Source organism: Streptomyces sp. NPDC039736 (genome assembly GCF_055596485.1).
The window spans coordinates 72,941-96,958 of record NZ_JBVIUQ010000001.1; the positions used below are offsets into that span (position 1 = coordinate 72,941).

The 24,018-nt window shown below is 73.1% G+C and carries 22 protein-coding genes and 1 tRNA gene; 9 read left to right on the forward strand and 14 right to left on the reverse strand.

Annotation, left to right across the window (positions count from 1 at the left end; all coding sequences use genetic code 11):
* Nucleotides 1–28: 28 nt before the first annotated feature.
* The 5 genes from ACZ56L_RS00295 to ACZ56L_RS00315 all read left to right on the forward strand — a co-directional run bounded on the left by ACZ56L_RS00295 (nt 29) and on the right by ACZ56L_RS00315 (nt 5,427).
* The gene (locus ACZ56L_RS00295; protein ID WP_345217357.1) at nt 29–688 is read left to right on the forward strand and encodes a histidine phosphatase family protein; all 660 of its coding nucleotides are present in this window, start codon (nt 29–31) and stop codon (nt 686–688) included.
* Between the two features lie 11 nt (nt 689–699).
* Nucleotides 700–1,608 carry an ADP-ribosylglycohydrolase family protein gene (locus ACZ56L_RS00300; RefSeq protein WP_345217358.1) on the forward strand — a complete coding sequence of 303 codons (909 nt, stop codon included), beginning with the start codon at nt 700–702 and terminating at the stop codon, nt 1,606–1,608.
* A gap of 243 nt (nt 1,609–1,851) precedes the next feature.
* Nucleotides 1,852–3,651 carry a DUF4153 domain-containing protein gene (locus ACZ56L_RS00305; RefSeq protein ID WP_471059909.1) on the forward strand — a complete coding sequence of 600 codons (1,800 nt, stop codon included), beginning with the start codon at nt 1,852–1,854 and terminating at the stop codon, nt 3,649–3,651.
* Between the two features lie 344 nt (nt 3,652–3,995).
* Entirely contained in the window at nt 3,996–4,706 is a 711-nt protein-coding gene (locus tag ACZ56L_RS00310; RefSeq protein ID WP_401758035.1) for a ribonuclease HII, read from the forward strand.
* A 112-nt stretch (nt 4,707–4,818) separates the two neighbouring features.
* On the forward strand, nt 4,819–5,427 hold the full coding sequence (locus tag ACZ56L_RS00315) for a hypothetical protein (protein ID WP_345217361.1): 609 nt from the start codon (nt 4,819–4,821) through the stop codon (nt 5,425–5,427).
* Nucleotides 5,428–5,592: 165 nt separating this feature from the next.
* Here the strand turns inward: ACZ56L_RS00315 and ACZ56L_RS00320 are convergent, their stop codons facing one another.
* Nucleotides 5,593–6,222, reverse strand: a complete 630-nt coding sequence (locus tag ACZ56L_RS00320; protein ID WP_345217362.1) for a hypothetical protein — start codon at nt 6,220–6,222, stop codon at nt 5,593–5,595.
* Between the two features lie 216 nt (nt 6,223–6,438).
* Complete coding sequence (locus tag ACZ56L_RS00325; protein ID WP_471061719.1) at nt 6,439–6,648, reverse strand: hypothetical protein; 210 nt, start codon at nt 6,646–6,648, stop codon at nt 6,439–6,441.
* Between the two features lie 177 nt (nt 6,649–6,825).
* Here ACZ56L_RS00325 and ACZ56L_RS00330 point away from each other — a divergent pair, with 177 nt between their 5' ends.
* The gene (locus tag ACZ56L_RS00330; protein ID WP_471059914.1) at nt 6,826–8,985 is read left to right on the forward strand and encodes a RecQ family ATP-dependent DNA helicase; all 2,160 of its coding nucleotides are present in this window, start codon (nt 6,826–6,828) and stop codon (nt 8,983–8,985) included.
* Between the two features lie 245 nt (nt 8,986–9,230).
* On the forward strand, nt 9,231–10,055 hold the full coding sequence (locus tag ACZ56L_RS00335) for an SAM-dependent methyltransferase (RefSeq protein ID WP_471059917.1): 825 nt from the start codon (nt 9,231–9,233) through the stop codon (nt 10,053–10,055).
* A gap of 214 nt (nt 10,056–10,269) precedes the next feature.
* On the opposite strand, the gene ACZ56L_RS00340 is transcribed toward ACZ56L_RS00335, so the two are convergent.
* The 3 genes from ACZ56L_RS00340 to ACZ56L_RS00350 all read right to left on the reverse strand — a co-directional run bounded on the left by ACZ56L_RS00340 (nt 10,270) and on the right by ACZ56L_RS00350 (nt 12,923).
* Entirely contained in the window at nt 10,270–11,127 is an 858-nt protein-coding gene (locus ACZ56L_RS00340) for an AfsR/SARP family transcriptional regulator (RefSeq protein WP_471059920.1), read from the reverse strand.
* 20 nt (nt 11,128–11,147) lie between these two features.
* Entirely contained in the window at nt 11,148–11,909 is a 762-nt protein-coding gene (locus ACZ56L_RS00345; protein ID WP_401758045.1) for an AfsR/SARP family transcriptional regulator, read from the reverse strand.
* Nucleotides 11,910–12,203: 294 nt separating this feature from the next.
* Entirely contained in the window at nt 12,204–12,923 is a 720-nt protein-coding gene (locus tag ACZ56L_RS00350) for a helix-turn-helix transcriptional regulator (RefSeq protein WP_471059924.1), read from the reverse strand.
* Between the two features lie 287 nt (nt 12,924–13,210).
* Here ACZ56L_RS00350 and ACZ56L_RS00355 point away from each other — a divergent pair, with 287 nt between their 5' ends.
* On the forward strand, nt 13,211–13,603 hold the full coding sequence (locus tag ACZ56L_RS00355) for a hypothetical protein (protein ID WP_345217368.1): 393 nt from the start codon (nt 13,211–13,213) through the stop codon (nt 13,601–13,603).
* Nucleotides 13,604–13,647: 44 nt separating this feature from the next.
* Here ACZ56L_RS00355 and ACZ56L_RS00360 read toward each other — a convergent pair whose 3' ends face one another.
* The 8 genes from ACZ56L_RS00360 to ACZ56L_RS00395 all read right to left on the reverse strand — a co-directional run bounded on the left by ACZ56L_RS00360 (nt 13,648) and on the right by ACZ56L_RS00395 (nt 22,421).
* The gene (locus ACZ56L_RS00360) at nt 13,648–14,979 is read right to left on the reverse strand and encodes an NAD(P)/FAD-dependent oxidoreductase (protein ID WP_471059928.1); all 1,332 of its coding nucleotides are present in this window, start codon (nt 14,977–14,979) and stop codon (nt 13,648–13,650) included.
* Complete coding sequence (locus ACZ56L_RS00365; RefSeq protein WP_471059931.1) at nt 14,976–15,656, reverse strand: flavin reductase family protein; 681 nt, start codon at nt 15,654–15,656, stop codon at nt 14,976–14,978. Before ACZ56L_RS00365 ends, ACZ56L_RS00360 begins: the two co-directional genes overlap by 4 nt.
* A 231-nt stretch (nt 15,657–15,887) precedes the next feature.
* A complete protein-coding gene (locus ACZ56L_RS00370; RefSeq protein ID WP_468683561.1) occupies nt 15,888–16,382 on the reverse strand; it encodes an SRPBCC family protein in 495 nt (164 codons plus the stop codon).
* Between the two features lies 1 nt (nt 16,383).
* The gene (locus tag ACZ56L_RS00375) at nt 16,384–18,819 is read right to left on the reverse strand and encodes an MMPL family transporter (RefSeq protein WP_471059935.1); all 2,436 of its coding nucleotides are present in this window, start codon (nt 18,817–18,819) and stop codon (nt 16,384–16,386) included.
* Nucleotides 18,816–19,835, reverse strand: coding sequence for a hypothetical protein (locus tag ACZ56L_RS00380; protein ID WP_345217373.1), 1,020 nt, complete (start codon nt 19,833–19,835; stop codon nt 18,816–18,818). Before ACZ56L_RS00380 ends, ACZ56L_RS00375 begins: the two co-directional genes overlap by 4 nt.
* Nucleotides 19,836–19,956: 121 nt before the next feature.
* Entirely contained in the window at nt 19,957–21,432 is a 1,476-nt protein-coding gene (locus tag ACZ56L_RS00385) for a cytochrome P450 (protein ID WP_471059941.1), read from the reverse strand.
* Complete coding sequence (locus ACZ56L_RS00390; protein ID WP_345217375.1) at nt 21,429–22,109, reverse strand: class I SAM-dependent methyltransferase; 681 nt, start codon at nt 22,107–22,109, stop codon at nt 21,429–21,431. Before ACZ56L_RS00390 ends, ACZ56L_RS00385 begins: the two co-directional genes overlap by 4 nt.
* A 225-nt stretch (nt 22,110–22,334) precedes the next feature.
* Nucleotides 22,335–22,421: transfer RNA gene (locus tag ACZ56L_RS00395), tRNA-Phe, on the reverse strand.
* 189 nt (nt 22,422–22,610) lie between these two features.
* Between ACZ56L_RS00395 and ACZ56L_RS00400 the strand changes: the two genes are divergently transcribed.
* Nucleotides 22,611–23,387 (forward strand): SGNH/GDSL hydrolase family protein, encoded by a 777-nt coding sequence (locus tag ACZ56L_RS00400; RefSeq protein ID WP_401758065.1) that lies wholly within the window; start codon nt 22,611–22,613, stop codon nt 23,385–23,387.
* 122 nt (nt 23,388–23,509) lie between these two features.
* Here the strand turns inward: ACZ56L_RS00400 and ACZ56L_RS00405 are convergent, their stop codons facing one another.
* Entirely contained in the window at nt 23,510–24,001 is a 492-nt protein-coding gene (locus ACZ56L_RS00405) for an SRPBCC family protein (RefSeq protein ID WP_345217377.1), read from the reverse strand.
* Between the last annotated feature and the right edge of the window lie 17 nt (nt 24,002–24,018).

Consider the following 24,018-nt stretch of genomic DNA (forward strand, 5'->3'; position numbering starts at 1 on the left):
GCCCGCGCCTTCGAACTAGGGTTTCGGCATGGCACGACCGCGACGCATCGTCCTCGTCCGGCACGGCGAGTCCGAGGGCAACGCCGACGACACCGTCTACGAGCGCGAACCCGACCACGCCCTGCGACTCACCGACACCGGCTGGCAGCAGGCCCGCACGGCGGGTGAGCGGCTGCGCGCGCTCTTCGGCGACGAGCGGATCAGCGCGTACGTCTCGCCCTACCGGCGCACCCACGAGACCTTCCGCGCCTTCGACCTCGACCCCGCGCGGGTGCGGGTGCGCGAGGAGCCGAGGCTGCGCGAGCAGGACTGGGGAAATTGGCAGGACCGCGACGACGTACGCCTCCAGAAGGCCTACCGGGACGCCTACGGGCACTTCTTCTACCGCTTCGCCCAGGGGGAGTCCGGAGCCGACGTCTACGACCGGGTCGGCGCCTTCCTGGAGAGCCTCTACCGCAGCTTCGAGGCCGAGGACCACCCCGAGAACGTCCTGATCGTCACGCACGGCCTGACCATGCGGCTGTTCTGCATGCGCTGGTTCCACTGGTCGGTCGCCGAATTCGAGTCGTTGTCCAATCCGGACAACGCCGAGATGCGGGTGCTGGAGCTGGGCGACGACGGAAGGTACGTCCTGGACCGGCCGTTCGAGCACTGGTGCACCCCGGAGTCGTACGGTGCCACCGGTTAGAGTGCACAGCGATGACCGCTGACTCCGATTCCGGCCCGCGCCTCACGCGCGCGCTCGACAGCCTGCGCGGGCTGTCCGTGGGAGACGCACTGGGCTCCCAGTTCTTCGTACCCGCCCACTACCCCCTGCTCAAGCGCCGGGAGCTGCCCGAAGGACCGTGGCAGTGGACCGACGACACCGAGATGGCCGCCTCCGTGGTGGCCGTGCTCGCCGGGCACGGACGGATCGACCAGGACGCCCTCGCGCGCTCCTTCGCCGACCACCACGACTTCGACCGCGGCTACGGGCCCGCGGTCAACCGCATGCTGCGGCTGGTGCGCGAGGGCGGCGACTGGCGGGAGCTGGCCGCCGCGCTGTTCGACGGGCGCGGCTCCTGGGGCAACGGCGCCGCGATGCGGATCGCGCCGCTGGGCGCCTGGTACGCCGACGACCCGGAGCAGGCCACCCATCAGGCCGAGATCTCCGCGTACGTCACCCACCAGCACCGGGAAGCGGTCATGGGCGCCATGGCGGTCGCCGCCGCTGCCGCCTTCGCGGCCGGTGCGGCCGGACCGCCGACGCCGGAGGCCCTGCTCGACGGGGTGATCGGGCTCGTCCCGCGCAGCGCCGTCGGGGCGGGGCTGCGCAGGGCGCGCGACATGCTCGACTACGACGACGCGAGCACCGTCGCGGCGGTCCTGGGCTGCGGCAGGCGCACCAGCGCGCACGACACCGTGCCGTTCGCGCTGTGGGCCGCGGCGAAGGGGCTGGGCGACTTCGAGGGCGCCTTCTGGCGGACCGCGCAGGTCGGCGGCGACGTCGACACGAACTGCGCCATCGTCGGCGGGGTGCTCGCGGGCGCCGCCGCCGGTGCTCCGCCGCGCCAGTGGCTGGAGCGGACCGAGGCACTGCCGCGGTGGCTGGCGGCGCGGGCCGTCTGAGCGTTCGTCCCGTACGGGGCGGGGTCGCGCGGGGCTGTGCCGGCGCGGCCCCTTCCGCGCGGCCGGGCCCTGTCACGGTTTCGTCCGGGTCCGTGCGGCCGCCGGAGCCGGCGTGCGGGCCCCGGGCTACGCTGACGGCCACGCCGCCGCGTTGATCATCACCGGCGCGCGCTCACAGAGACACCGGGTGCGGTTCCTCGCGTACTGCGCGACGCGGAACGCAGCCGGTCGGGAGGGGGTCCCGTGCCTGACGACGCACAACCGTCGATACCGTCACCGTCCGCAGCACCGTCGCCGTCCGCAGTGCCCGCGCCGCCCGAGGGGGAGGCCGCCGCGTCGCGCGCCCGCGCGGGCACGGAACCCGACGCCGGTCCGCAGGACGCCGTACCACAGCCTCCCGTCGCTCCGGGACATGGGCAGCGGCAGCCGCCGACCGCCGCCGCGCAACCGCCGGCCCCCGCCGCAGCGCAGCAGCAGTCCGCTCTCCCACTGCGGCAGTACCAGCAGTGGCAGCAGTGGCAGGCGCACCAGCACTGGGAGCAGCAGCGGCAGAAGAAGGCCGCCGAGCCGCCCGCATGGCGTGCGGGAGTGCGCCCCGCGCCCCCGGCCCGGATACAGACCGCCTCCCTGTGGACGGTGCTGGCCACCGGGCTGCTGAGCGCCCTGTTCCTCGGTGCCGGGCTCGGCCTGAATCTCCTGGTCGTCGCCGTGCCCGCGGCCCTCGCCGCGTACTTCGCCGCACAGGCCGCCGGGCGCAGGCCGCGTCCCTGGACGCTGGTGTGGGGGCTCGGCGGACTGGCGCTCCTCGCGGTGCCCGCGCTGCGGGACGCGGGCTGGCCGACCTTCCTGGCGGTCCTCTCCGCGCTCGCGCTCGGCTCGCTGGCGCTGCACGGCAGCCGCTCCTGGGCCGGGGTGCTGATCGGCTCCGTCAGCATCGTCGGCTCGCTGGTCCCGGGCGTGCGCTGGGGCTGGCGGGGGATGCGCGAGCGGGCGAACGGCTCCCGGGACCGCTGGGCGCCCGTGCTCCGCACCGCGGCGATCGCCGTCGGCCTGCTGGTGGTCTTCGGGGCCCTGTTCGTCAGCGCCGACGCCGCCTTCGCCGAACTCCTCGGCAAGCTGGTGCCGGAGGTCTCCGTCGGCGACGGGCCGTGGCGGTTCCTGCTCTTCCTCCTCGGGCTGGTCGGCGCGCTCGCCGCCGCCCGCACGGCTGCCGCGCCGCACCAGTGGGACAAGGCCACGATCAGGCCCGGACGGGCCCGCAAGCGTCTGGAATGGGCCCTTCCGCTGATCGTGCTCAACCTGCTGTTCGCCGCCTTCAACGGGGTGCAGCTCGCGGTGCTCCTGCGGGGCTACGAAGCCGTGATGGACCAGTCCCGCGCCGAGTACGCCCGGCAGGGCTTCTGGCAGCTCCTCTGGGCCACCCTGCTGACGATCGTCGTGATTGCCTTCGCGAAGCGGTGGGCCCCGCGCGGCGGTGCGCGCGATCACCTGCTGGTGCGTTCCGTGCTCGGTGCGCTGTGTCTGCTGACGCTGGTGGTCGTCGCGTCCGCGCTGAGCCGGATGAACATGTACGTCGACGCCTACGGGCTCACCCGCCTGCGCGTCTCGGTGGCCGCGATGGAGCTGTGGCTCGGCGTGGTGCTCGTCCTGATCATGGCCGCCGGTGTCTTCGGGGCGCGCTGGCTGCCCCGCGCGGTGGCGGCGAGCGCGGGGGCGGCGGTGCTCGCCTTCGGTCTCGCCTCGCCGGACGCGCTGGTCGCGGAGCGGAACGTCGCCCGGTACGAGAAGCACCGGACCATCGACGTCGAGTACCTCCAGGACCTGTCGGCGGATGCCGTGCCGGCCCTGGACACGCTGCCCGAACCCCTGCGCAGCTGCGCGCTGGACGCGATCAGGAAGGGGCTGGACGAGGACGACCCCTGGTACGCCACCAGCCGAGGCGAGCAGCGCGCGCTCGACCTGCTGAAGCGGCGCCCGATCGACGAACGGGCCGCCGAGTGCCGCGACCTGCCGTCGGGCGACAGCGGCGACGGCTACCGCTGACGCTTCCGGGAAGTGTGCGTCAGCGAATCGGGAAGGCGTGGGCCGGTGTGCCGACGGGGGTGTCCCCCCTCCGCCGTGTGCGTCGGCCCGCGGTGCGCCGGGCCGGGGTGCGTCGGCCCGCGGTGCGCCGGGCCGGGGAGGCCGCGGGTGAAGCGGCCGGCGCGTCGAGGGCGGGCCGGCCGTGGCATCGGGGATGCGGCGGCCCGGGATGTCGTGCGAGGGGGAGGCCGGGGTGTGACGGGCGGGCGGGCCGTGTCTGCCGCGGGTGCGGCGGCCCGGGGTTCCGTGGAGGGGGAGACCGGGGTGTCGCGGCCGGGGCCCGGCGGCGTACTCTGGCTGGCGCCATGCCGTACGAACCACCCACACACACCGTCGAGCGCTCGCTGCGCGCCACCACCGGTGCCAGGACCGTCGCCGGAGTCGACGAGGTCGGGCGCGGAGCGTGGGCCGGACCGGTCACCGTCTGCGCCGCCGTCACCGGCCTGCGCCGTCCGCCCGCCGGGCTCACCGACTCCAAGCTCCTCACCGCCAAACGCCGTGACGAACTCCTGCCGGTGCTCCAGGACTGGGTGACCGCCTACGGCCTCGGCCACTCGACGCCCGAGGAGATCGACGCCCTCGGCATGACGGCAGCCCTGCGGCTCGCCGCCGAACGTGCGCTAAATGCCTTGCCGGTACGGCCCGATGCGGTCATCCTCGACGGGAAACACGACTACCTCGGGGCTCCCTGGAAGGTTCGTACGGTGATCAAGGGCGACCAGTCCTGCATCGCGGTGGCGGCGGCCTCCGTGATCGCCAAGGTCAGCCGCGACGCCATGATGGCCGAGCTGGAATCGTCGGCCGACGGCTGCGCGCCGTACGCCTTCGCCGCCAACGCGGGCTATCCCTCGCCCGTGCACCAGGCGGCCCTGGCCGAACACGGACCGACCGCACACCACCGCCTCTCCTGGTCCTATCTCGACGGACTCCCGCAGTGGCGGCACCTCAAGAAGCACCGGCCCTCGGCAGAGGCCGCAGCACTGGAAAGCGGGGGCCAACTCGGCTTCGACTTCTGAATTGCCTGCGCCGCCGGGCAGGCAGCCGTCAGCCGCCGCCCGCCCCGCGCGTCGCACTGATGCGCTATCCGCCGACGCCTTGTCGCACCGGCGTTTGAAAGATGTCCCACTCATGCCTCTCATCCACCAGGAGTCCCAGATTCACGAGAGCGCCCAGGGTCCTCGCGTCACCCCGGCTGTCAGCCGTACCGCGCCGACCCCTCGCCCCGTACCCGGCCCGCGTCCCGCGGCGGTGCCGCGCCCCGGTCCCGCCGTCCGCCCCGGCCCCCCGGCGCAGCGGACGCACACCCCCCGGCCCCCGGCCCGGCCCGCCGCTCCGCGGGCCGACGCCGCAACCCAGATCCAGCTGATCCCGGCCCCCGCGAACGGCGCGCTCGACGCCGCGGAGGAGGCGGTGGACCTGCTGCTCGACTCCGGCCGCGCGCCGGGTGACGTGCTGGTGCTCACCACCGGTGACCAACACCCCTGGGCGGCCCACGAGTTGTCCTTCGGTGAGGCGTCCTACTGGGCGCAGCACGACGCCCGGGACGACGTCTTCTACGCCGACGCCAAGGCGGCCGAACGGGCCGCCCGGCGTCCGGTGGTCGTCGTGGCCGTCAACGACGCGTCCGGCGACGATCTCGGCCCCGTGCTGGCGGTGGCCCGCGAGCGCGCGGACACGCTGCTGATCGTCTGCGGCGACCCGCAGCGCGTCAACTCCGCGCTGGGCGCGGGGGTCTGACGGGTGCGAGGGTCGCGGACCGGTACGTGATTCCGTGCCGGTACGCGATCCCGTTCCGGCGCGTGGTCCTGCGCCGGCACGTGGTCTGGTCCCGCGTCGGCCGTGTACGGGAAGTCCTGCCCCGTACGCGGCCGGGCGGGACCTTTCCGTCGTGCGGCGTGACGCTCAGCGGGCCGCGGCCCGGCCCAGGGCCGCTGCCGCCCCGCCACCGGTGCTCACCGGCGCCGGGTCGGACTCGGCCAGCGCCTCCGCCAGCCCCGAGGGCCGGGACCCCGCGTACGGCCGTCGGCCGCCGCGTCCCTCGCCCAGCACCTGCCAGCCGCCGCGGGTCAGCGTGATGTACGCCCCGCAGCGCAGCCCGTGCAGGGTGCAGGCGTCCCGCAGCCCCCACATCCAGGCCCCGTCCTCCTCCGTCCACCGCTGGTCGCCGTCACGGCAGTAGAGCAGCACGGCCGTACGGACCGGGGTGCGACGGCGCAGGTCGTGCGGGACGATCCGGCGCAGGTGGGCGAGCAGCGCGTTGCGCAGTTCCCAGCCGTCCGCCGGGGCGGGGCGGCGGGCGAACGAGGCGCTGGCGATGAGGCGTTCCTCCGTGTCCAGCACGGCCACGACGGCGGTGGAGGGTTCGGGGAGGTGGCGGGCGTGCAGGCCGCTCACGACCTCACGGGGATTGCGCAGCAGGGGAATTCCCGCCGAGGCCCACTCGGCCGGCTCCAGCGTGCGGCCCAGGCGACCGGGCGGATCGGCGGACGACGGGCTGAGCGAACTCGGGGACGGAGCGAATCCGAAGGTCACGGTCCTCCCTTCGCGTACGCGCCCACGACTGCGGGCAAGGGCGGGTGGGGGCGCACCACGGCACGGCCCTTGCGGACCACATCGAAGCCGTGCGGGAGCGCTTCCAATTCTTCCTGGCGCGAGGGAATGCGGCAACGAGCAATTGGGGCGGCCGACCGGATTCTATGGATATGACACTGATATCCCTGCCCAGTACGGCCGCTCCCGACTCCTCGGTCACCCCTGAACGGCGAGGACCAGCGGAAACACCCCCTCGGCTCCGGACCGGCGCAGCATCCGCGCCGCCACGGCGAGCGTCCACCCGGTGCCGGTGCCGGTGCCGGCGTCGACCACGAGGAGACCGGTGGCGGCGGACAGCCCGGACAGTACGTGGTCCCGGAAATCGGGACTGTTCAGGCGCTCGGGGCTGCGGCACGGGGAGTACATTCGGATTCCAGGCGGATGTGGAGCCCTGACCTGCATAAATGTGCTGTTCGGGGTGGTCGTGGCAGGAGGGCCGGTCTCGTCCGTCCTCGGTTGGTGTGGGCCTGGGGACTGCTTGTGAGCGGGTGGTGACACGAGGCGGAGTCGTCGATTGTCAGTGCCATCGGGTTGCATGGGGGCATGAACACCCTGGAACTGCGCACTGAAGCCGATACCGTCCTCGCTGAGCTGGTCGGTGCCCCCGCGGGGTCTGCACGGCTGCGGGAGGACCAGTGGCAGGCCGTGGCCGCCTTGGTCGAAGAGCGCCGTCGGGCGCTGGTGGTGCAGCGCACCGGGTGGGGAAAGTCGGCGGTCTATTTCGTGGCCACTGCTCTGCTGCGGCGGCGTGGTGCCGGCCCGACGGTGATCATTTCGCCGCTGTTGGCGTTGATGCGCAACCAGGTCGAGGCAGCGGCGCGCGCGGGGATTCAGGCGCGCACGATCAACTCGGCCAATCCGGAGGAGTGGGAGACGATCTACGGTGAGGTGGAGCGCGGGGAGACCGACGTTCTCCTCGTGAGTCCGGAGCGTCTCAACTCCGTGGATTTTCGTGATCAGGTGCTGCCGAAGCTCGCGGCGACGACCGGGCTTCTGGTGGTCGACGAGGCGCACTGCATTTCCGACTGGGGGCATGACTTCCGGCCTGACTACCGGCGGCTGCGCACCATGCTGGCGGAGCTTCCGGAGGGAGTTCCCGTGTTGGCCACGACGGCCACCGCCAACGCACGGGTGACTGCGGATGTGGCGGAGCAGTTGGGTACCGGCGGCAAGGACGCGTTGGTGTTGCGGGGGCCGCTGGACCGGGAAAGTCTGCGCTTGGGGGTGCTGGAGTTGCCGAACGCGGCGCACCGGCTCGCGTGGCTGGGGGAGCGGCTTGGGGATCTGCAGGGTTCGGGGATCGTTTACACGCTGACGGTGGCGGCGGCGGAAGAGGTTGCGGCGTTCCTGCGGCAGTGCGGATACGCGGTGGCTTCCTATACGGGGAAGACGGAGAACGCTGACCGGTTGCAGGCGGAGGAGGACCTGCTGGCGAACCGGGTCAAGGCCCTGGTCGCCACGTCCGCGCTGGGAATGGGTTTTGACAAGCCGGACCTGGGCTTCGTGGTGCATCTGGGGTCCCCTTCGTCTCCGATCGCCTATTACCAGCAGGTGGGGCGCGCGGGGCGTGGTGTGGACCATGCGGATGTCTTGCTGCTGCCGGGACGGGAGGACGAGGCGATCTGGGCGTACTTCGCTTCGGTGGGTTTCCCGCCCGAGGAGCAGGTGCGGCGCACTCTGGATGTGCTGGAGGACGCAGGGCGTCCGTTGTCGCTGCCGGCGCTGGAGCCGTTGGTGGATCTTCGGCGTTCGCGTCTGGAGTCGATGCTGAAGGTGCTGGACGTGGACGGGGCGGTCAAGCGGGTGAAGGGCGGCTGGACCGCCACAGGGCGGCCGTGGGCGTACGACGCGGAGCGGTACGCCTGGGTCGCGAAGCAGCGGGCCGCGGAGCAGCAGGCCATGCGGGACTACGTGGCGACCACCGGCTGCCGCATGGAGTTCCTGCAGCGGCAGCTCGATGACGAGAAGGCGGTTCCGTGCGGTCGCTGCGACAACTGCGCCGGCCCCTGGCTGGATCCCGCTGTGTCGTCCGGGGCTCTCGCGGCGGCGACGGGCGAGCTGGACCGGCCGGGCGTCGAGGTCGAGCCCCGCAAGATGTGGCCGACCGGCCTCGCCGCGGTCGGCATGGACCTCAAGGGCCGCATCCCCGAGGGTCAGCAGGCGGTGACCGGGCGGGCGTTGGGGAGGCTGTCGGACATCGGCTGGGGCAACCGGCTGCGCCCACTCCTGTCGGCGCAGGCAACGGACGGGCCGGTGCCGGACGACGTGCTGAACGCCGTGGTGAAGGTGCTGGCGGACTGGGCCCGTTCACCGGGCGGCTGGGCCAGCGGCACTCCTGACGCGGTGGCCCGGCCCGTCGGCGTCGTCGCCATGCCGTCCCGCACACGCCCCCAGCTGGTCGGCTCCCTGGCCGAGGGAGTGGCCAAGGTCGGCCGGCTCCCCCTCCTGGGCAGCCTCGCCCACACCCCACACGCCGACGAACACACCGCACACCGCAGCAACTCCGCCCAACGGCTACGCGCACTGGCAGACTCGTTCACCGTGCCCGACGAACTCGCCACCGCCTTGGCCGCGACTCCGGGCCCGGTCCTGCTCGTCGATGACTACACCGACTCCGGCTGGACCCTCGCGGTGGGCGCACGCCTCCTCCGCCAGGCCGGCGCAGACCAAGTACTGCCGCTCGTCCTGGCGCTCGCCGGATAGCCGCTACGGGGGTTTCGAAGCCGCTGTTGCGGAGGGGGCGTCGGCTTCTGCCTTCTTGCTCGCAACCCTCGTGGGCGCGATGTGTCCCGAGGCGGGCATCGCCACGTCCGCGACCCGCCTCCCGGCGGCTCCCGTCCAACGTCTGCCGACGAGGGCGGAGTTGGGACGGAGGCGGTGTGTGTTCCGTTCAGGTGTGCGTCTAGGTTGGAGTCGATCATCCGAGAACGCCCCGCAGGAGGCGCCCCGTGTCCGACCGTAAGCCCGCAGTTGTCTCGGCCGCCGAACTGAACGAGCGGATCGATACGGCCACACCGCACTCCGCACGCTTCTGGAACTACTTCGTGGGCGGCAAGGACAACTACGAGGTGGACCGCGAACTCGGCGACCACATCAGGGACATCTTCCCCGGTCTGGCCGACGTGGCGCGCACGAGCCGCCAGTTCCTGGGCCGTACGGTCCGCCACCTGGCCGCCGAGCAGGGCATCCGGCAGTTCCTCGACATCGGCACCGGCCTGCCGACCGCCGACAACACGCACGAGGTCGCTCAGCGCACCGCGCCGGATTCGAAGATCGTGTACGTCGACAACGACCCCCTCGTCCTCGCCCACGCCCGCGCTCTGCTCACGAGCACCCCGCAGGGAGAGACGGCCTACATCGACGCCGACCTGTACGAGCCGGAGGCCATCCTCCGGGTCGCGGGAGCGACGCTGGACCTCTCCCGGCCGGTCGCCCTCGTCATCCTCAACACCCTGGGCCACGTCGCCGACCCCGACCAGGCGCGCACGCTGGTGTCCCGGCTGATGGCGGGCCTGCCGTCCGGCAGCCACCTCGTGATCAGCGACAGCACGTCCACCAGTGCGGGCATGATCGCGGCGTCGGAGGCGTACAACAGGAGCGGGGCGGTGCCCTACCACGTGCGCGCCGTCGAGGAGATCACGAGCTTCTTCGACGGGCTGGACCTCCTCGAACCGGGCGTCGTGGAGGTCACGCGGTGGCGGCCCGACCCCGCGTCCCCGTCCGACGCGTCGCCCACCGTGGACGCCTACGGCGGCGTGGGCCGCAAGCCGTAGCGACTCCTCGCTGGTACGGCGCGGGCCGGGCGGGACGAGGGCTCCGGCACCGGAGCGGCGGGACCGCCGGGCGGCGTTCCGCGCCCGCGCTCAGGGCCTCGTCGGCCCCCGGCGGCGAGCCGACGAAGCAGTACGCCGCCACGCGCCACGGCCGTCGGGCCGGGCGGACGGCCGTGGCGCAAGCACCCGGCGTACTTCCGGCGCACAAAGCCCCTCAGTCGACGTGCGCCGGGGTCCGGCTGCCCAGGTTCCGGAGCCAGGTGTCGTCCTGGCGCAGGATCGCCGTCTGGAGCCGGCTCAGCCGACGGCCCGGGTCCATGCCCAGTTCCTCCGACAGCAGGCCGCGTAGCCGGGCGAAGCGCTGAAGGGCCTCGGCCGGGCGTCCCGACAGGTAGAGGGCCTGGATGAGCAGTTCCCAGGTGACCTCGCGCAGCGGATTGCGAGTGATCAGTTCCTCGGCGGCCAGGACTGCTTCCTCCAGGTTCCCCTCCCGTACCAGGATCGTCACGCGCAGCTCCCAGGCCATCAGCCGGGCCTCCTCCAGCCGCGTGCTTACATGGGCGGCGAAGGGGTGGTTCACCGCGTCTGCCAGCGCGGTTCCCCGCCAGAGGGCCAGCGCCGCGTCGAGTTCCTGGCGCGCCTGTCCGGTGCGTCGCTGGTCGAGCAGGCGGCGGGCCCGGCTCAGTGCCTGCTCGAAGCGCACGGCGTCCTGGGTCTCGCCCGGCACCCGCAGGGCGTATCCCAGGGATTCCCGCACCAGGATGCCGCCGTGGCCGCGCCGGGCCCGGTCGCGCTCGGGTTCGAGCACGTCGCGCAACCGGCTGATGTGCGCGTGCACCGAGGAGACCGCGCCGCGGGGAGGCCGGGTCGTCCAGAGGTCCTCGCAGAGCACGTCCAGCGGTACGGCCTGTCCCTGTTCCAGCAGGAGCCGGATCAGCAGGACGCGCCGTTTGGGCGGGCCGACGTCGAGGGCCGTGCCGTAGCTGCGGACGACCAGCGGACCCAGCAGGTCGAAGGAGAAAGCGGGTCGGAGGCTGCCGCTCACGGGGGCCGACGCGTACGAGGTCTTCATCTGAATCCACCGCTCCTTCGTCACACGACGGCCGGGTCTTGGCGCAGAATTCCGTAGAATTTGCTCTTCAGTTCCTGACCCGGGTCAAGCCCCAGGCTGTGCGAAAGACGGTCGCACATGCGGCTGTACGCGTCGAGTGCGTCCGCCTGTCGGCCCGACCGGCACAGCGCCGTGATCAGTTGGGCGCAGAACCGCTCGTGGAAGGGGTACATGGAATGCATTTGTTCCAGGTCGGAAATCATCGCACGGTGGTGGTTCATTTTCAGTTTGACGTCGAAGAGCTTTTCGCAGGCGGTGATCCGGGTCTGCTGGAGCCGGGTGTAGGCCATGCGGCAGATCACGCCCTGCCCGGTGTCGACGAGGGCCGCCCCCCGCCACATCTCCGTCGCCTCCGTGAGGAGGCCGGCCGCCACCTCCAGTTCGCTTTCCGGGCAGAGTTCGGCCTGTTTGACCAGCGCCTCGAACCGGGCCGCGTCCACCTCGACGCGGGAGCCGGTGAGGGCGTAGCCGGCCGGTGAGGTCTCGATGATCTCGCGCATGTCGGGCTTCCCGCTGTGGGCCGAAAGCACCCGGCGGAGCCTGGCTATGTGACCGTGGAGGGAATTCTCGGCATTGCTGGGCGGCTCCTCCCCCCATAATTCGTCGATCAGGCTGTTGCGTGACACAGGGTGTCCCGGGGACAGCGCGAGAACGGCGAGAATGGCCCTCAACTTTTCTCCGGGTATTCGGATTTCCATTGTTTCGTCGCGCACTTGGAGAGGGCCGAGGATGCTGATTCTCATGTGGAGACTCCGTGAGGGACTCAGATGTTCGGGTCGCACTGCAGTGCATCACGCAAAGGGGTCGGAAAGGTGAAAGGGCGAGAAATTGGCACCGGCTTCCGGGCGGGCGTCGGGGTCGCACTGCGGCAGGTCGTCCGCAGTGGAACGTGCGCCCGGGGCACGCGAGGCGCGTCGTGGTCGGGTTGCCTCCCGGCAGTGGTCCGCGGTCTCAGCGATGGGCATCCTTACGCACGTTTCTTGTCGTCCGCTTGCTTTTTCCGGGACCCGAGTCGCTTACTATCGGTAACTTGACCCCTACTGTGCGGTTACTTGTCCCGGCTTCTCGGCCCACGAAACCGCCACACGCTGGGAGAACAGTGCGCTCGGCCGCAGCCCGAACATGCCGTGGAACGTGCTGCTGAAATGTGACGGACTCGCGAAGCCCGCCTCCACGGCGGCCGTGCTCAGATCCGGCCAGGTCTCCAGCAGGACGGCCACCCGCAGCATCCGCGCCCAGAGCCGGTAACGCCGGAACGTCGTGCCGGTCTGGGCCCGGAAGAGCCGGAGGAAGGCCGAGACGGAGAGCCCGACGTCCGCCGCCAACTCCGCGGCCGAGAGGTGCGGTTCGGCGGGATCGGCCAGCCGGTCGGCAGCCCGCCGGATGCGCGGGTCCCTGCGTCCGGAGAGCCGGTCGGGACCGGCCAGGTCGAGCCAGGGGCGCAAGTCGGCCGGCGGTGCGCCGGGGGCCAGCCCCGTGGCGACCGCGGTCAACTCGGCCTCGTGACGGTGCCCCAGGGCCACCTCGCCGTGGTCCTCGGCCATCAGGGAGTGGCAGGCCCGCTCCCTGGTGGAGGCCGGGTCCAGGTAGCAGAAGGCCATCCGGGCGCCGTCCGCCACGATCCGGTGCCTGACCCGGGCGCCGACCAGAGCCGTGCGCGCCTTGAGGCGGGCGCCGTCCTCCAGCTCCAGCGTGAACCCGGCGTCCACCCCGACCGCCAGACAGCTCACCGCGCCCGCGTGGAAGCCGAGGTTCAACGAGGGCCCGAGATAAAGGGCTTGGCCCGGCCACAACCACAACGCCGCCTGGTCACAACACGTTTCTGAAAGCAGCGCAGGTCCCATGCGGTCATGCTAATCACTGTTCCGCCCATCCCGGCCGGGGTTCCTCCCCGCGTGCCCCGCGCCGCGGGCGGGCCTCCCTTCGTGCTGTCCGCCCTCCACACCCGGCGGGCGCATTCCCGCGCCGGCCACGGACCGCCCGGCCCTCCTTCTCCCGCAACCGACTTCCCGCCCCGGCTCCCTGCGAACGGACAGACGACACCATGTGGATCGAGCGTGCCCTCACTGCCCTGCTGGTCATCGTCGGGGCGGTGAACCTGTTGCCCGGCTTCGTCGCCGTGGCACCGTCCCAGATCAGCACCGCCTACGGCGTAACGATCGGGGACGGAGCGGGCTCCGCCGACCTGACGGTGCTGCTGAGGCATCGCGCCGTCCTGCTCGGTCTGGTCGGCATCGGTCTGCTCTGTGCCGCCTTCCTCCCGCAGTTGCGGGTTCCCGCCATGGTCGCGGGCGGTGTCAGCATGGGCACGTTCCTGCTCTTCGCGTACGCCACGCCCGCCCTCAACAGCGCCACCATGCGCGTGGCCAGGATCGACATCGCGGCGATCGCGCTGCTCGCCGTCGCCGCGGTACTGCTCTGGCGGAAGAACGCCTGAACTCCCGTGGCCGGGGCGGACGCCGTCCCGGCCACGGGAGCTGTTCACGCCTCGCGGCGGGCGGCCCGCGCCATCCGGGACAGGCCCGCCCGCAGCAGGGGCCGAACCGGGGCGGGCAGCGGCAGCTTCGGGGCCCGCGAGCGGTGCCAGGGCAGGAGCTCCGGGGAACCGCCGCAGAGCACCTCCGCCACATGGGCGCCGTGGGCCACCGACATGGCCAGACCGTGACCACAGCAACCGCCGATGTACCAGACGTCCGGGAGCCCGGCCAGCGGGCCGACCACCGGCAGGTCGTCGCCGGTCATGCCGATCCGGCCCGCCCAGCGGTGGGTGACCTCGGCCCGGGCCAGCGCGGGGTGCAACCGGCGCAACCGCTGCTCCAGCCCCGCCCACACCGCCGTCGCGGCGGAGTCGTCCGACACCGGCGCCAGTACGGGCCGCCCGCCGCCGAACACCAGCCGGCCGTCGGGGGTGAGCCGGAAGTAGTCGCCGAGCGGGTGCGCGTCGATGAGCGCGCAGCGCGTGTCGCCGCCCAGCGCGCGCTGGACGTCGGCGGGCAGCGGGGCGGTCGCCACGGCGTGCACCGACAGCGGAAGGACCGTGCCGACCGGCAGGCCGAGGGAGCCCGCGGCCGCGTTCACCGCGAGCACCGCCTTCCGGGAGCGGACCGTACCGCCGGGGAACACGAGCCGTACCCCGCCGGAGGTCTCCGCGCGGACCGCGCGCAGCGGGCTGTTGCCGAGGAAGCGGACGCCCTTGGCGGCGCAGGCGGCGGCCAGCGCGCGGCTGAGCTCCGCGGGGTCGAGCGTGGCCGCGCGGTAGCGCAGGCCCGCGTGGCGGGGCACTTCCACGAGGGCTCCGATCTCCGCCGCCGACAGCACGGGCACGTCCAGGCCGAGTTCCCGGTACGCGGCGGCCTGCCGGGCGAGCGACGCGAGGCCCGCCGCGGTGCGGGTGGCCACCACCTGGGCGGCGTCCCGGGGACCGGTGCCCACGCCGAGTTCGGCCGACAGCTCCCGTACGCGCTCCACCGCCGCCGTGCTCGCGGCGTACATCCGGCGGGCCGTGTCCGGTCCGAACCGGCGCACGGCCCGGTCCACCGAAGGCCCCACCCTCGGCCCCAGCAGCCCGGTGCCGCGTCCGCTGGCTCCGGCGGCCGGTCCTTCGGCGTCGACGACCAGGACGGACCGTCCCGGGTCGTGCGCGGCCAGGTGGTAGGCGGTGGACAGTCCGGCGAGTCCGGCGCCGACCACGGTCACGTCCGCGTCCAGCACTCCGCGTACCCGGGCCGGTGCCGCGGGCGTGGCGGGGGGTTCCGCCGCCGGGCTCGCGGACACGGCGTCCCAGAGGGGGCGGCCTGCGGAAGGTCGGGTCATGAGGACTCCCTCACGGGGCGGATGGCGGCGACGGGCGCACCGTCGAGAGAGGGGGCGGCGACGGGCGCGCCGCCGAGGGAGGCGAAGGCGCGGTCGTGCCAGAGCAGCGGGCGGCCGACGGCGGTGTGGGCGGCGGCGATCCGGCCGACGACGAGGCTGTGGTCCCCGTAGCGGCGGACGTCCTCGACCAGGCAGACGGCCCAGCCCAGGGTGTCCGCGAGGACGGGGACGGCCAGTTCACGCCGGTGGCCGGTGGCGGCGAACCGTTCCGCGGCGCCCACCGCGGGGTCGGCGAAGAGTTCGGCCCGGGCCCGCTGGGACTCCGCGAGCAGGTTGACCGCGAACCGGCCGCTCGCCTCGACCACCGCCAGGGTCCGGGACGCGTTGCCCAGGCAGATCAGGAGCAGCGGGGGGTCGGCGGAGAGCGAGGTGACCGCCGAGACGGTGCTGCCCGCGGGCCCGGCGGGCCCCTGGGCGGTGACCACCGTGACACCGCCCGCCATCCGCGCGTAGAAGGCACGGCAGTCCAGCTCCGGGGCCGTGACCGACGACGGACCGGTGTCCGACGGGGCGGCCTCCTTCTCGGGCGGGCCCGCGTCCCCGGGCGCGGCGGGCCCCTGGGGCGGTCCGGCGGCTGCGTGCTCGCCGGGGGTGGCCCCGACGGTGACCTGGCGCATCACAGGGCTCCTTCGTGAAGGGAAGTGCGGTACGGGAGGGGCGGGGACGGACGGCGTGCGGGCGGGCGCCGGAGGGGCGGCGCGGGGCGCCCCCGACTGGCCGGCAGGATTCGGGGGCTGGGTACGGGACCGGGCCGAAGGCGTGAGGGCCGGGCGATTGGTCGAACTGCAGGCGTGAGGCCGGGCGGCGGCACTCTCACCGCCGCCCGTGCGAGCCGGGCGGCTCCCTTCTCACCGCCGCCCTTCGAGCGTGTCGCGCAAGGCGATCAGCGTGGTCCGCACTGTGCGGCGGTTGCGGGCCGGGCGCCGGACCACCCCGGTGAGCAGCGGTGCGGTGGCGGTGAGCAGCTTGCCGGGCAGTCCGCGGCGCCGGTCGTGCCACTCCTCGGTGACCTCGCAGCCGCCGGGCGTCTCCGTGAAGCGGTACACCCAGCGGGAGAGCGGGACGCCGAAGAAGCTGACGTCGAACGCGAACAGCTTCCCCGGTACGGACTCCACCACCCGGCACACGGTCACCCAGGGCAGCCAGGCCGCCCGGTTGCGCCCCAGGAACCGGCTGCCGGGGCGCAGCGCGCCCGCCCGGCCCGGCACCCAGGCGCCCCTGCACTCCGGGCTCCATTCCCCCATCCGCCGCACGTCGCTGACCGCCGCCCACACCGTGTGCGCGGGCACTGCCACGGTCAGCCGTTCGGCCACTCTCGGTTCAGTCGTCAGGTCGCTCTGCATGTCACTCCTTTGACATCGCGGGCTGGTCCGTCGCGGGCTGGTCCGCCGTGGGCCGGCGGGAAGCGCCGCGGCCGACGTCCTTGCGGCCGGGCATCCACCAGTTCCACCGGTTCATCAGCCGCATGGAGGCCGGCACCAGCAGCAGCCGGATGACGGTCGCGTCGACCGCGATGGCCACGGCCATGCCGATGCCTATCTGCTGGATGGGAAGGATGCCGGTGAAGGCGAACGCCGTGAAGACCGCCACCATCAGTACGGCGGCCCCCGAGATCAGCGGCGCGGTGGCGGCCATGCCGCGGGCCACGCTCCCGGTGCCGTCGCCGGTCGCCACGTAGTCCTCGCGGATGCGGCTGAGCAGGAACACCTCGTAGTCGGTGCTCAGGCTGAACAGCAGGGTCACCAGGAGCACCGGCACGAAGTTGGTGAGGTATCCGCTGGTGTCGAAGCCGAGGACGCCGCTGCCCCAGCCCTCCTGGAAGACGAGGACCAGCACTCCGTAGGTGGCGGCCATCGAGACCAGGTTCATCAGGATCGCCGACAGCGGCAGGAACACCGACCGGAAGGTGATGAGCAGCAGCAGGTAGATGACGGCGAGCATGGTGGCGACGACCGGCAGCAGGCTGTCGGAGATCACCTCATTGGCGTCCACGCCCTCGGCCGTCTCCCCGCCGGTGTGCACCCGCCAGCCGTCCCCGGCGGCGAAGGCGTCCGCCGTCGTGCGCACCGACTCCAGAAGGCCGCGCACCGATTCGGAGGACGCGGTGTCCTCGCCCACCACCTCCAGTACGAGGGCGCGTCCGTCGCCGGTCGCGAAGTGCCGTACGGACGACCGCAGGTCGGCGGGGAGCGCGGTGGCCGCCGCCGGTGCGAGGGCGGCGAAGGGCCGCTCGGGGCTCACCTGCCGCAGCGGGGTGACCACCGAATCGACCCGTTGGGCTCCGGGCAGCCGTGCCAGGGCGTCGTGGAAGGCGACCAGCCGGGCGGCGGCGGGGGCGTCGCGTTCCCACAGCGGCACGTCCGACTCCACCACCACCTGGATGGGGGCGGCGCTGCCGACGCCGAACTGGTCCTTGGCGGTGTCGTACCCCTCGCGGACGGCCGCCCCGGTGGGCACCACCCGGGCGTCGGGGGTGAAGGTCTCCAGCTTCAGCGAGGGCACTGCCAGCACGCCCAGCGCGGTCAGGCTGACCGCGAGGAACAGCAGCGGCCTGCGCATCACCGCGTGGCTGACCGTCGCCCAGCGGCTCGGCCGGGCGGCCGTCGTGCGCGCCGGTCCGCGCCGGCCCAGCGCCCCCCACTCGATGCGGGGGCCCAGCAGGTGGAGCAGGACCGGCAGCAGCAGGACGCTCGCCAGGATGGAGAAGGCCACCACGACGACGGCGCCCAGCGCCATCGACCAGATGACGTTCAGGTCCACCAGGAAGAGCGTGGACATGGCGGCGACGATGGTGATCCCGGAGGCGACCACCGTCTCGCCGGAGGTGCGCAGGGTACGGGCGACGGCGTGTTCCACCGCGTCGGCGTCCGGGCGGGGGCCCGCGGCGCGCAGCTCGTCCTTGAAGCGCATGATGACGAAGAGCGAGTAGTCCACGCCGACGCCCAGGCCCAGCATGGTGGCGGCGTTCTGGACGAAGACGGAGAGTTCCGTGTGCCGGGCGAGCACGGCGAGCAGCCCGAGCGTGAAGGCGACCGAGGTGACGCCGACCAGCAGGGAGACGAGCGCGGCGGCCACGCTGCGGAAGAGCAGCAGCAGGACCAGCGCGATGATCGGCAGGGTGATCAACTCGGCCCGGAGCAGGCCGCGTTCGCTGAGGTGGTTGACCTCGCCCCACAGGGCGGCCTGGCTGACCAGGGAGACCCGCAGGCCCTGGGGTTCGTACGCGTCGCTCAACTGGGCCTGGATGGCGGGCAGTACGCGGCGGGCGGTGCCGTCGTCGAGTGCGGAGCCCATGCGGACGAGCGCGGTGCGGCGGTCCTCGCCGAGGAAGGCGGCGCGGGCCTGCTCCGTGCTGAGCGTGGTGTAGCCGTGGGTTCCGGAGATCTTCAGGCCGGGGTCCCGGGAGACCCGGTTCACCGCGTCCCGCACCCGGCTGTCGAAGGCGCTTTCGCCCTGGTGGTGGCGGGTGTCCTCGACGACGAGGGTCAGTGAGGTGGCGCCGCGTCCCAGGAAGCCCTGCGTCACCCGCTGGGCGGCGGCGGCGGAGTCGGAGCCCGCCACGAACCAGCCGCCGCCGCTGAGCGCGTCGGCGAGCCGGGTGGCGCCGAAGCCCGCCACCACCAGGAGCAGCAGCCAGGCGGCCAGCAGCGGCCGACGTCTGCGGCGGGTGAACCGGGCGGTGGCGTCGGCCGCCCGGGACGCCGCGCTCAGGGCCTCGCGCGGACCCGGGTCGCGGCCGGCCGGGGGTCCGGCGGCGACCCGGGTGGTCTGTTCGGTCATGCGCGGATCGTGATTCCGTGGTCGCGGTCGTCGGTCAGGATCTCCATCAGCGCCCGGTTGGCCGTGTGCATCCGCGCGGTGCGGCCGGTGATCTTGTTGGTGATCTCCACCTCGCACGCGGCGATCTTGGTGTTGAGGCAGTGCTTGATGCCGCCCGGCGGGTTGTAGTAGTTCAGTCCCACGAAGTGCTCCGGCCTGGCGTCGAAGCGGCCGCGGATGTCCACCGTGTCGTCGCCGCCCGCGAAGTCCCAGTAGAAGTAGCCGAAGTCGGCCTTGGCGGTGAGCGCCCGGCGCGGGGCCACCAGGGAGTATTCGCGGTCCTCGTGCCGCAGCACCAGGAAGGTCACCATGGGGGTGGTGACCGGTCCGGCCAGCCGGGTGCGGCCGGTCACGATCTCCAGGAAGCTGTCCGGCGCGTCGTCGAATCCGGCGACCTGGCCGAAGGCGTAGTAGTCGGTGTGGCGGCTGCCCCAGTTGTGGTTCTGGCTGCCGGTCCAGCCGTCCACGTCCACGGTTCTGCCGTCCACGGTCAGCGTGCCGTCGTACACCGCGAGCGGCACGCCGACCAGGCTCTTCGCCTTGGGGAAGCCCCCTTCGTACATGCCCGGCGGCAGCAGGAGCAGCGGAGGCTCGTCGCCCTTGTACGTCAGGTCCCAGGCGATCGAGCCGTTCGTGCCCACCGACTCGCCGCGCAGCGCGCCGGGTTCCAGCACGCGGTCGCCGACGCGCGCGCCGAAGGTGTCGCGGTCGAAGGCGCACTCCGCGATCGGGTACTCCTCCTTGGCGACCACGTGTTCGCCGGTCACGCCGTCGAAATAGACCGCCCACAGCTCGCCGATGGCCGCGTCGGGCATCCCCGCCGGGCTGAAGATCGTGTAGCGGATCCAGAACGCCCTCGGTTCGGTGGGGTGGTTGCCGCGCTGGTAGAAGCTCTCGTAGTGGCCCTCGGTCTGGCCCGGCCGGTACCGCGTCCGGTTGAGGGTGAGGGCGTCGGCGGTGGTGTAGTCGGTGTGCACGGGTGCGTCTCCTCCGGTCGGCCGGCGTGCGGTGGTCGCCCCGGCGGGCCGCGGGGGCGGTCGGTGTCTGCGGGACCGTGAACTGGCGGTCGGTCAGTGGCGGGTTCCGCGCCCCTGACGGTCAGTCGGCGGCGGGGTCCTCGCCCAGCGGTCGGCGGGCCCTGGAAGGCCGGCGCTCGTGCAGGGTCATCTCCATGCCGTACTTGGGGCGCAGGGTGATGGTCGCGTGGTTGACGACTCGGTGGGAGGGCACGTGCCGGAACTCGTAGCGCCGGATCAGCGCGGCGAGCAGCAGGTGCGCCTCCATGAGCGCGAAGTGCTTGCCGATGCACAGGTGCGGGCCCGCGCCGAAGGGCAGGTACGCGAACCGGTGGCGTCCCTTCTTGCGCGCGGCGGCGAAGCGGTCCGGGTCGAAACGTTCGGGGTCGTCCCAGTGCCGCTCGTCGCGGTGGATGTTGAACAGGTTGACCAGGACGCGTGAGCCGGCCGGTACGCGGTGGCCGCCCAGCATCGTGTCCTTGAGGGTCAGCCGGGGCACGATCGGCGCCGACGGATACAGGCGCAGCGCCTCCTCGAAGATCTGCAGGAGGTACGGCATCCGGGCGAGGTCGGCGGCCGTGGGCAGGGCGTCGCCCAGTTCGCGGTCCACCTCCTCCTGTGCCCGGCGCAGCACCTGCCGGTTGCGGGAGAGCAGGTAGAAGGCCCAGGTGAGGGTGACCGCGGTGGTCTCGTGCCCGGCGGCGAAGGTGGTGATGATCTCGTCCCGCAGTTCGCGGTCGGTCATCCCCTCGCCGGTGTCGGCGTCCCGGGCGGCCAGCAGCATGTCCAGGAGGTCCTTGGCGCCGCCCTCGGGGGGCCCGGCGGCCCGCCGCTCCTCGATGATGCCGTACATCATCGAGTCGAGGCCGTCCATCACCCGGCGGAAGCGGCGGTTGCGCGGGGTGGGCCAGCCGGTGGGCGGGCTGAACGGGTTCTGCAGCCGGTCGAAGGCGAAGTTGACCGCCACGTCCACCGCTTCCGGACTCAGGCTGTCGCGGGTGCGGCTGACGTCCGTGCTGAACATGCAGCGGCTGACGATGTCGAGGGTCACCCGCATCATCTCGCCGTGCACGTCCACCTCGGCGCCGGGCGCGTAGACCCGCTCCATGTGGGCGAGCTGGTCGGCGGTGGAGTCGGCCATCGCCCGGTACATCCCGGCGAGCGCCTGCTTGGCGTAGATGGGCTGCATCATGCGCCGGTTGCGCATCCAGCTCTCGTGGTCGTCGCTGGTGAGCAGCCCCTCACCGAGGATGAGCCGCAGCGGGTTGTCCGGTCCGAGCTTGCCGTACGTGGCGCTGTCGGTCAGCACCTCGCCCGCCAGTTCGGAGCTGGAGACGCCGTGCACCACCACCGGCCCGAGCCGGTAGCGGACGAGTCCGCCGTGCTCCTGCCAGCCCCGGTGCATGACGCCCAGGATGTCCTTGCGGAACTCCACGATGTTGCCCAGCAGCGGCACCCCGTCGGCCTCCGGTGCGGGGGCGGGCCCGCCTGCGGCGGGGGCGACGTGCGGGGCGGCCCCGGCGGGCGCCGGCCTCGGTGTCTCGCGGGCCGTGGTCATTTGCGGCCCAGCGCGCACACCCAGCCGAGGGAGCGGCGGGGTTCGCAGACGAAGCGGACGTCGTGGAAGCCCGCCTCGGAGAGCATCCCGGTCAGTTCGGCCCCGGACAGGATGTGCAGCCCGTCGCGCTCGGAGCGCTCGGTGAAGTGCTTGCCGAAGTACCGCTGGACCAGCGAGGGGTCGGCGGCGGCCTCCCGGCTCATCTCCAGGGTGATGGCCACCTGGCCGCCGGGGCGCAGCACCCGGTGGGCCTCGGCGAGGCCGCGCATCGGGTCGGGCCAGAAGTAGAACGTCTCGATGGCGCTGACGTGGTCGAAGGAGGCGTCCTCGTAGGGGAGTTCGGCGCTGTCGCCGTGCCGGATCTCGACCCGGCGGCGCGCGATGGCGTCGGCGTTGCGGCGGACGGCCTGGGTGACCATGTCCATCGAGTAGTCGACGCCCGCGACGAAGCCCCGCGGGGTCCGCTCGGCGAGCAGCTTGACCGCCATGCCGCCGCCGCAGCCGACGTCCAGGACCCGCTGGGAGCGGCGTACGTCCATGTGCTCGATGGCCCAGACGGTCAGCGACCGGTGCTGGAGGGTCATCAGGTGCCCGACGAGCTGCCCGGCGGGGCCGCTTGGCTGCCGGAAATTCGTCTCCACCACTTCGAGGGGCTTTTTGAGCAGCGTGCCGATCATCCGGGGTTCCCTTCGCGGCTGTGCGGGTTTCGCGGCTGTGCGGAGCGCACGGCCGGGTGGGACGCGCGTCCGCGGCGGTCCTGTGGCCGGCGGCGGTCGTGGCCCCGCGGACCGGCGCGTCGCGCGGTCCGGCCGGTTCCGCGACCGGCAGGGGCACTGGGCCGGGCCGGGCGACGGCCTCCCGGAGCCGGTCCCGGTACGGACGGGACCTCCGGGAGGCGGACGCGGAGAGGGCAGGATTCGAACCTGCGCGGGCTTGCACCCGATCCGGGTTTCCCCGGAACCCCGTTGGGCCGCTTCGGGTACCTCTCCCTCGGCTTCGCGGGGCGGTGACGCCCCGTCCGCCGGTGGTTCAGATCCTGCCGGACCCTCCTGAGATTCGGCTTAGACGGCTCTGAGACGAGCGCCTCACCGACGGAACAGGTCACTCCGCGCAGGCTGGGGTAGACAGCCGCAACCGGCCGTCCCGAACCCGGGACGCCGAACCGAAGGAGTGAGCACGTGCCCCGACTGTCCAGGCCCCGCACGACGGAGGGTCTCGCGCCGGACGAACACGGCGATCCGCACTGCCTGGATGCGGCGGAGACCGGCCGACTGCTGGCCGGGGCGCGCTGGCGGCGGATGATCGTACTGGGCGAGGGCGGGGCGCAGCGGCGCGTCGAGCGGGTCGAGGGGTACGGCGGCGGTCTCTGGTACGACCGGGTCACGGACGCCCTGCGGGGGCGGGAGCCGGGGCTGGCCTGCCTGAACCTGCTGGGCGGCAAGCCCCGCCGGTCGGCCGCGGTGCGGTCCGGCCAGCTCGCGGACGCGCTGGTCTTCGGCGGGGACCTGGCAGTGGTCCAGTTGTCCGGCCAGGACCTGCTGCACCCCTCCTTCGACCCGGGCGTGCACCGCACGGAACTGGTGCGGGTGATCAGCCCGTTGCGCGAGCGCGGCCTCGACGTCGTGCTGGTCGAGCCGTTCAGCCTGGCCCGCTCACCCGAGGCGCGCGGGCGGGACGCGGAGGAGGTGGGGGCCCTGCAGCGCGCCCAGGCCGAACGCACCCGCACCGTCGCCCAGTTCCACGGCGCGCTGCACGTGTCCCTGGCGGGTCTGCCGGCCCCCGCCGTCGCCGGGGTCTGGGAGCGGAACGGCCCCACGCCCAACGCGCGCGGGCACGCCCGTCTCGCGTCCGCGGTGGTACGGGCCCTGGCTTCGGGCCTGCACTCATCGGCCAGACGCCGGCCGGCGCCCGTGGAGGACGGCGCGGACCCGGCCGGGGCGGCGGCTGGACGCTGAGGGGCCCGACGCGGGTCGCCGTCCTGGGGGAACGCGCAGGGGGCGGGCACGGATCGACGTGCCCGCCCCCTGCGGTGCGGCTGTGCTCTGCGGGCCGGCGGTCACGACCGGCCGCCGGCCGTCTACCTGCTCTCCAGTTCCCGCCTCAGCCGCTCCAGCGTGGCCCGCATCCCCGCCTCGTTGGCGAGGTGGCGCACCTCGGGGCGGGTGCCGGTGAAGATCCGGCCCATCGCCTGGGTCACCTTGCCGTACCGGCCGGTGCGCAGGTCGCGCCAGTACTCGGTGACGCGGGTGCCGTCGGCCTCCGGGGCGAGGCGGTAGCCCCACAGGGCCACCGGCAGCCCGAAGGAGCTGACCCGGAACGCGAAGTCGACGCCCGGTTCGGCGCGGGTCACCCGGCAGCCGGTGAACCAGAAGAACGGCCCCTTGCGGTTGAAGCCGACGAAGCGTGCGCCGGTCCGGGCGGGACCGGCCGCGACGCCGCGGACCGCGACGCACTCCGGGCTCCAGCGGGCCATCGACCGGACGTCCGCCACCGCCGCGTAGACCCGGTCGGCGGGCGCCTTGACGAAGACGCTCTCCTCCACGCTCCAGCGGCGTTCCGTCGGGTTCATCCTGCTGCTCCTTCTCG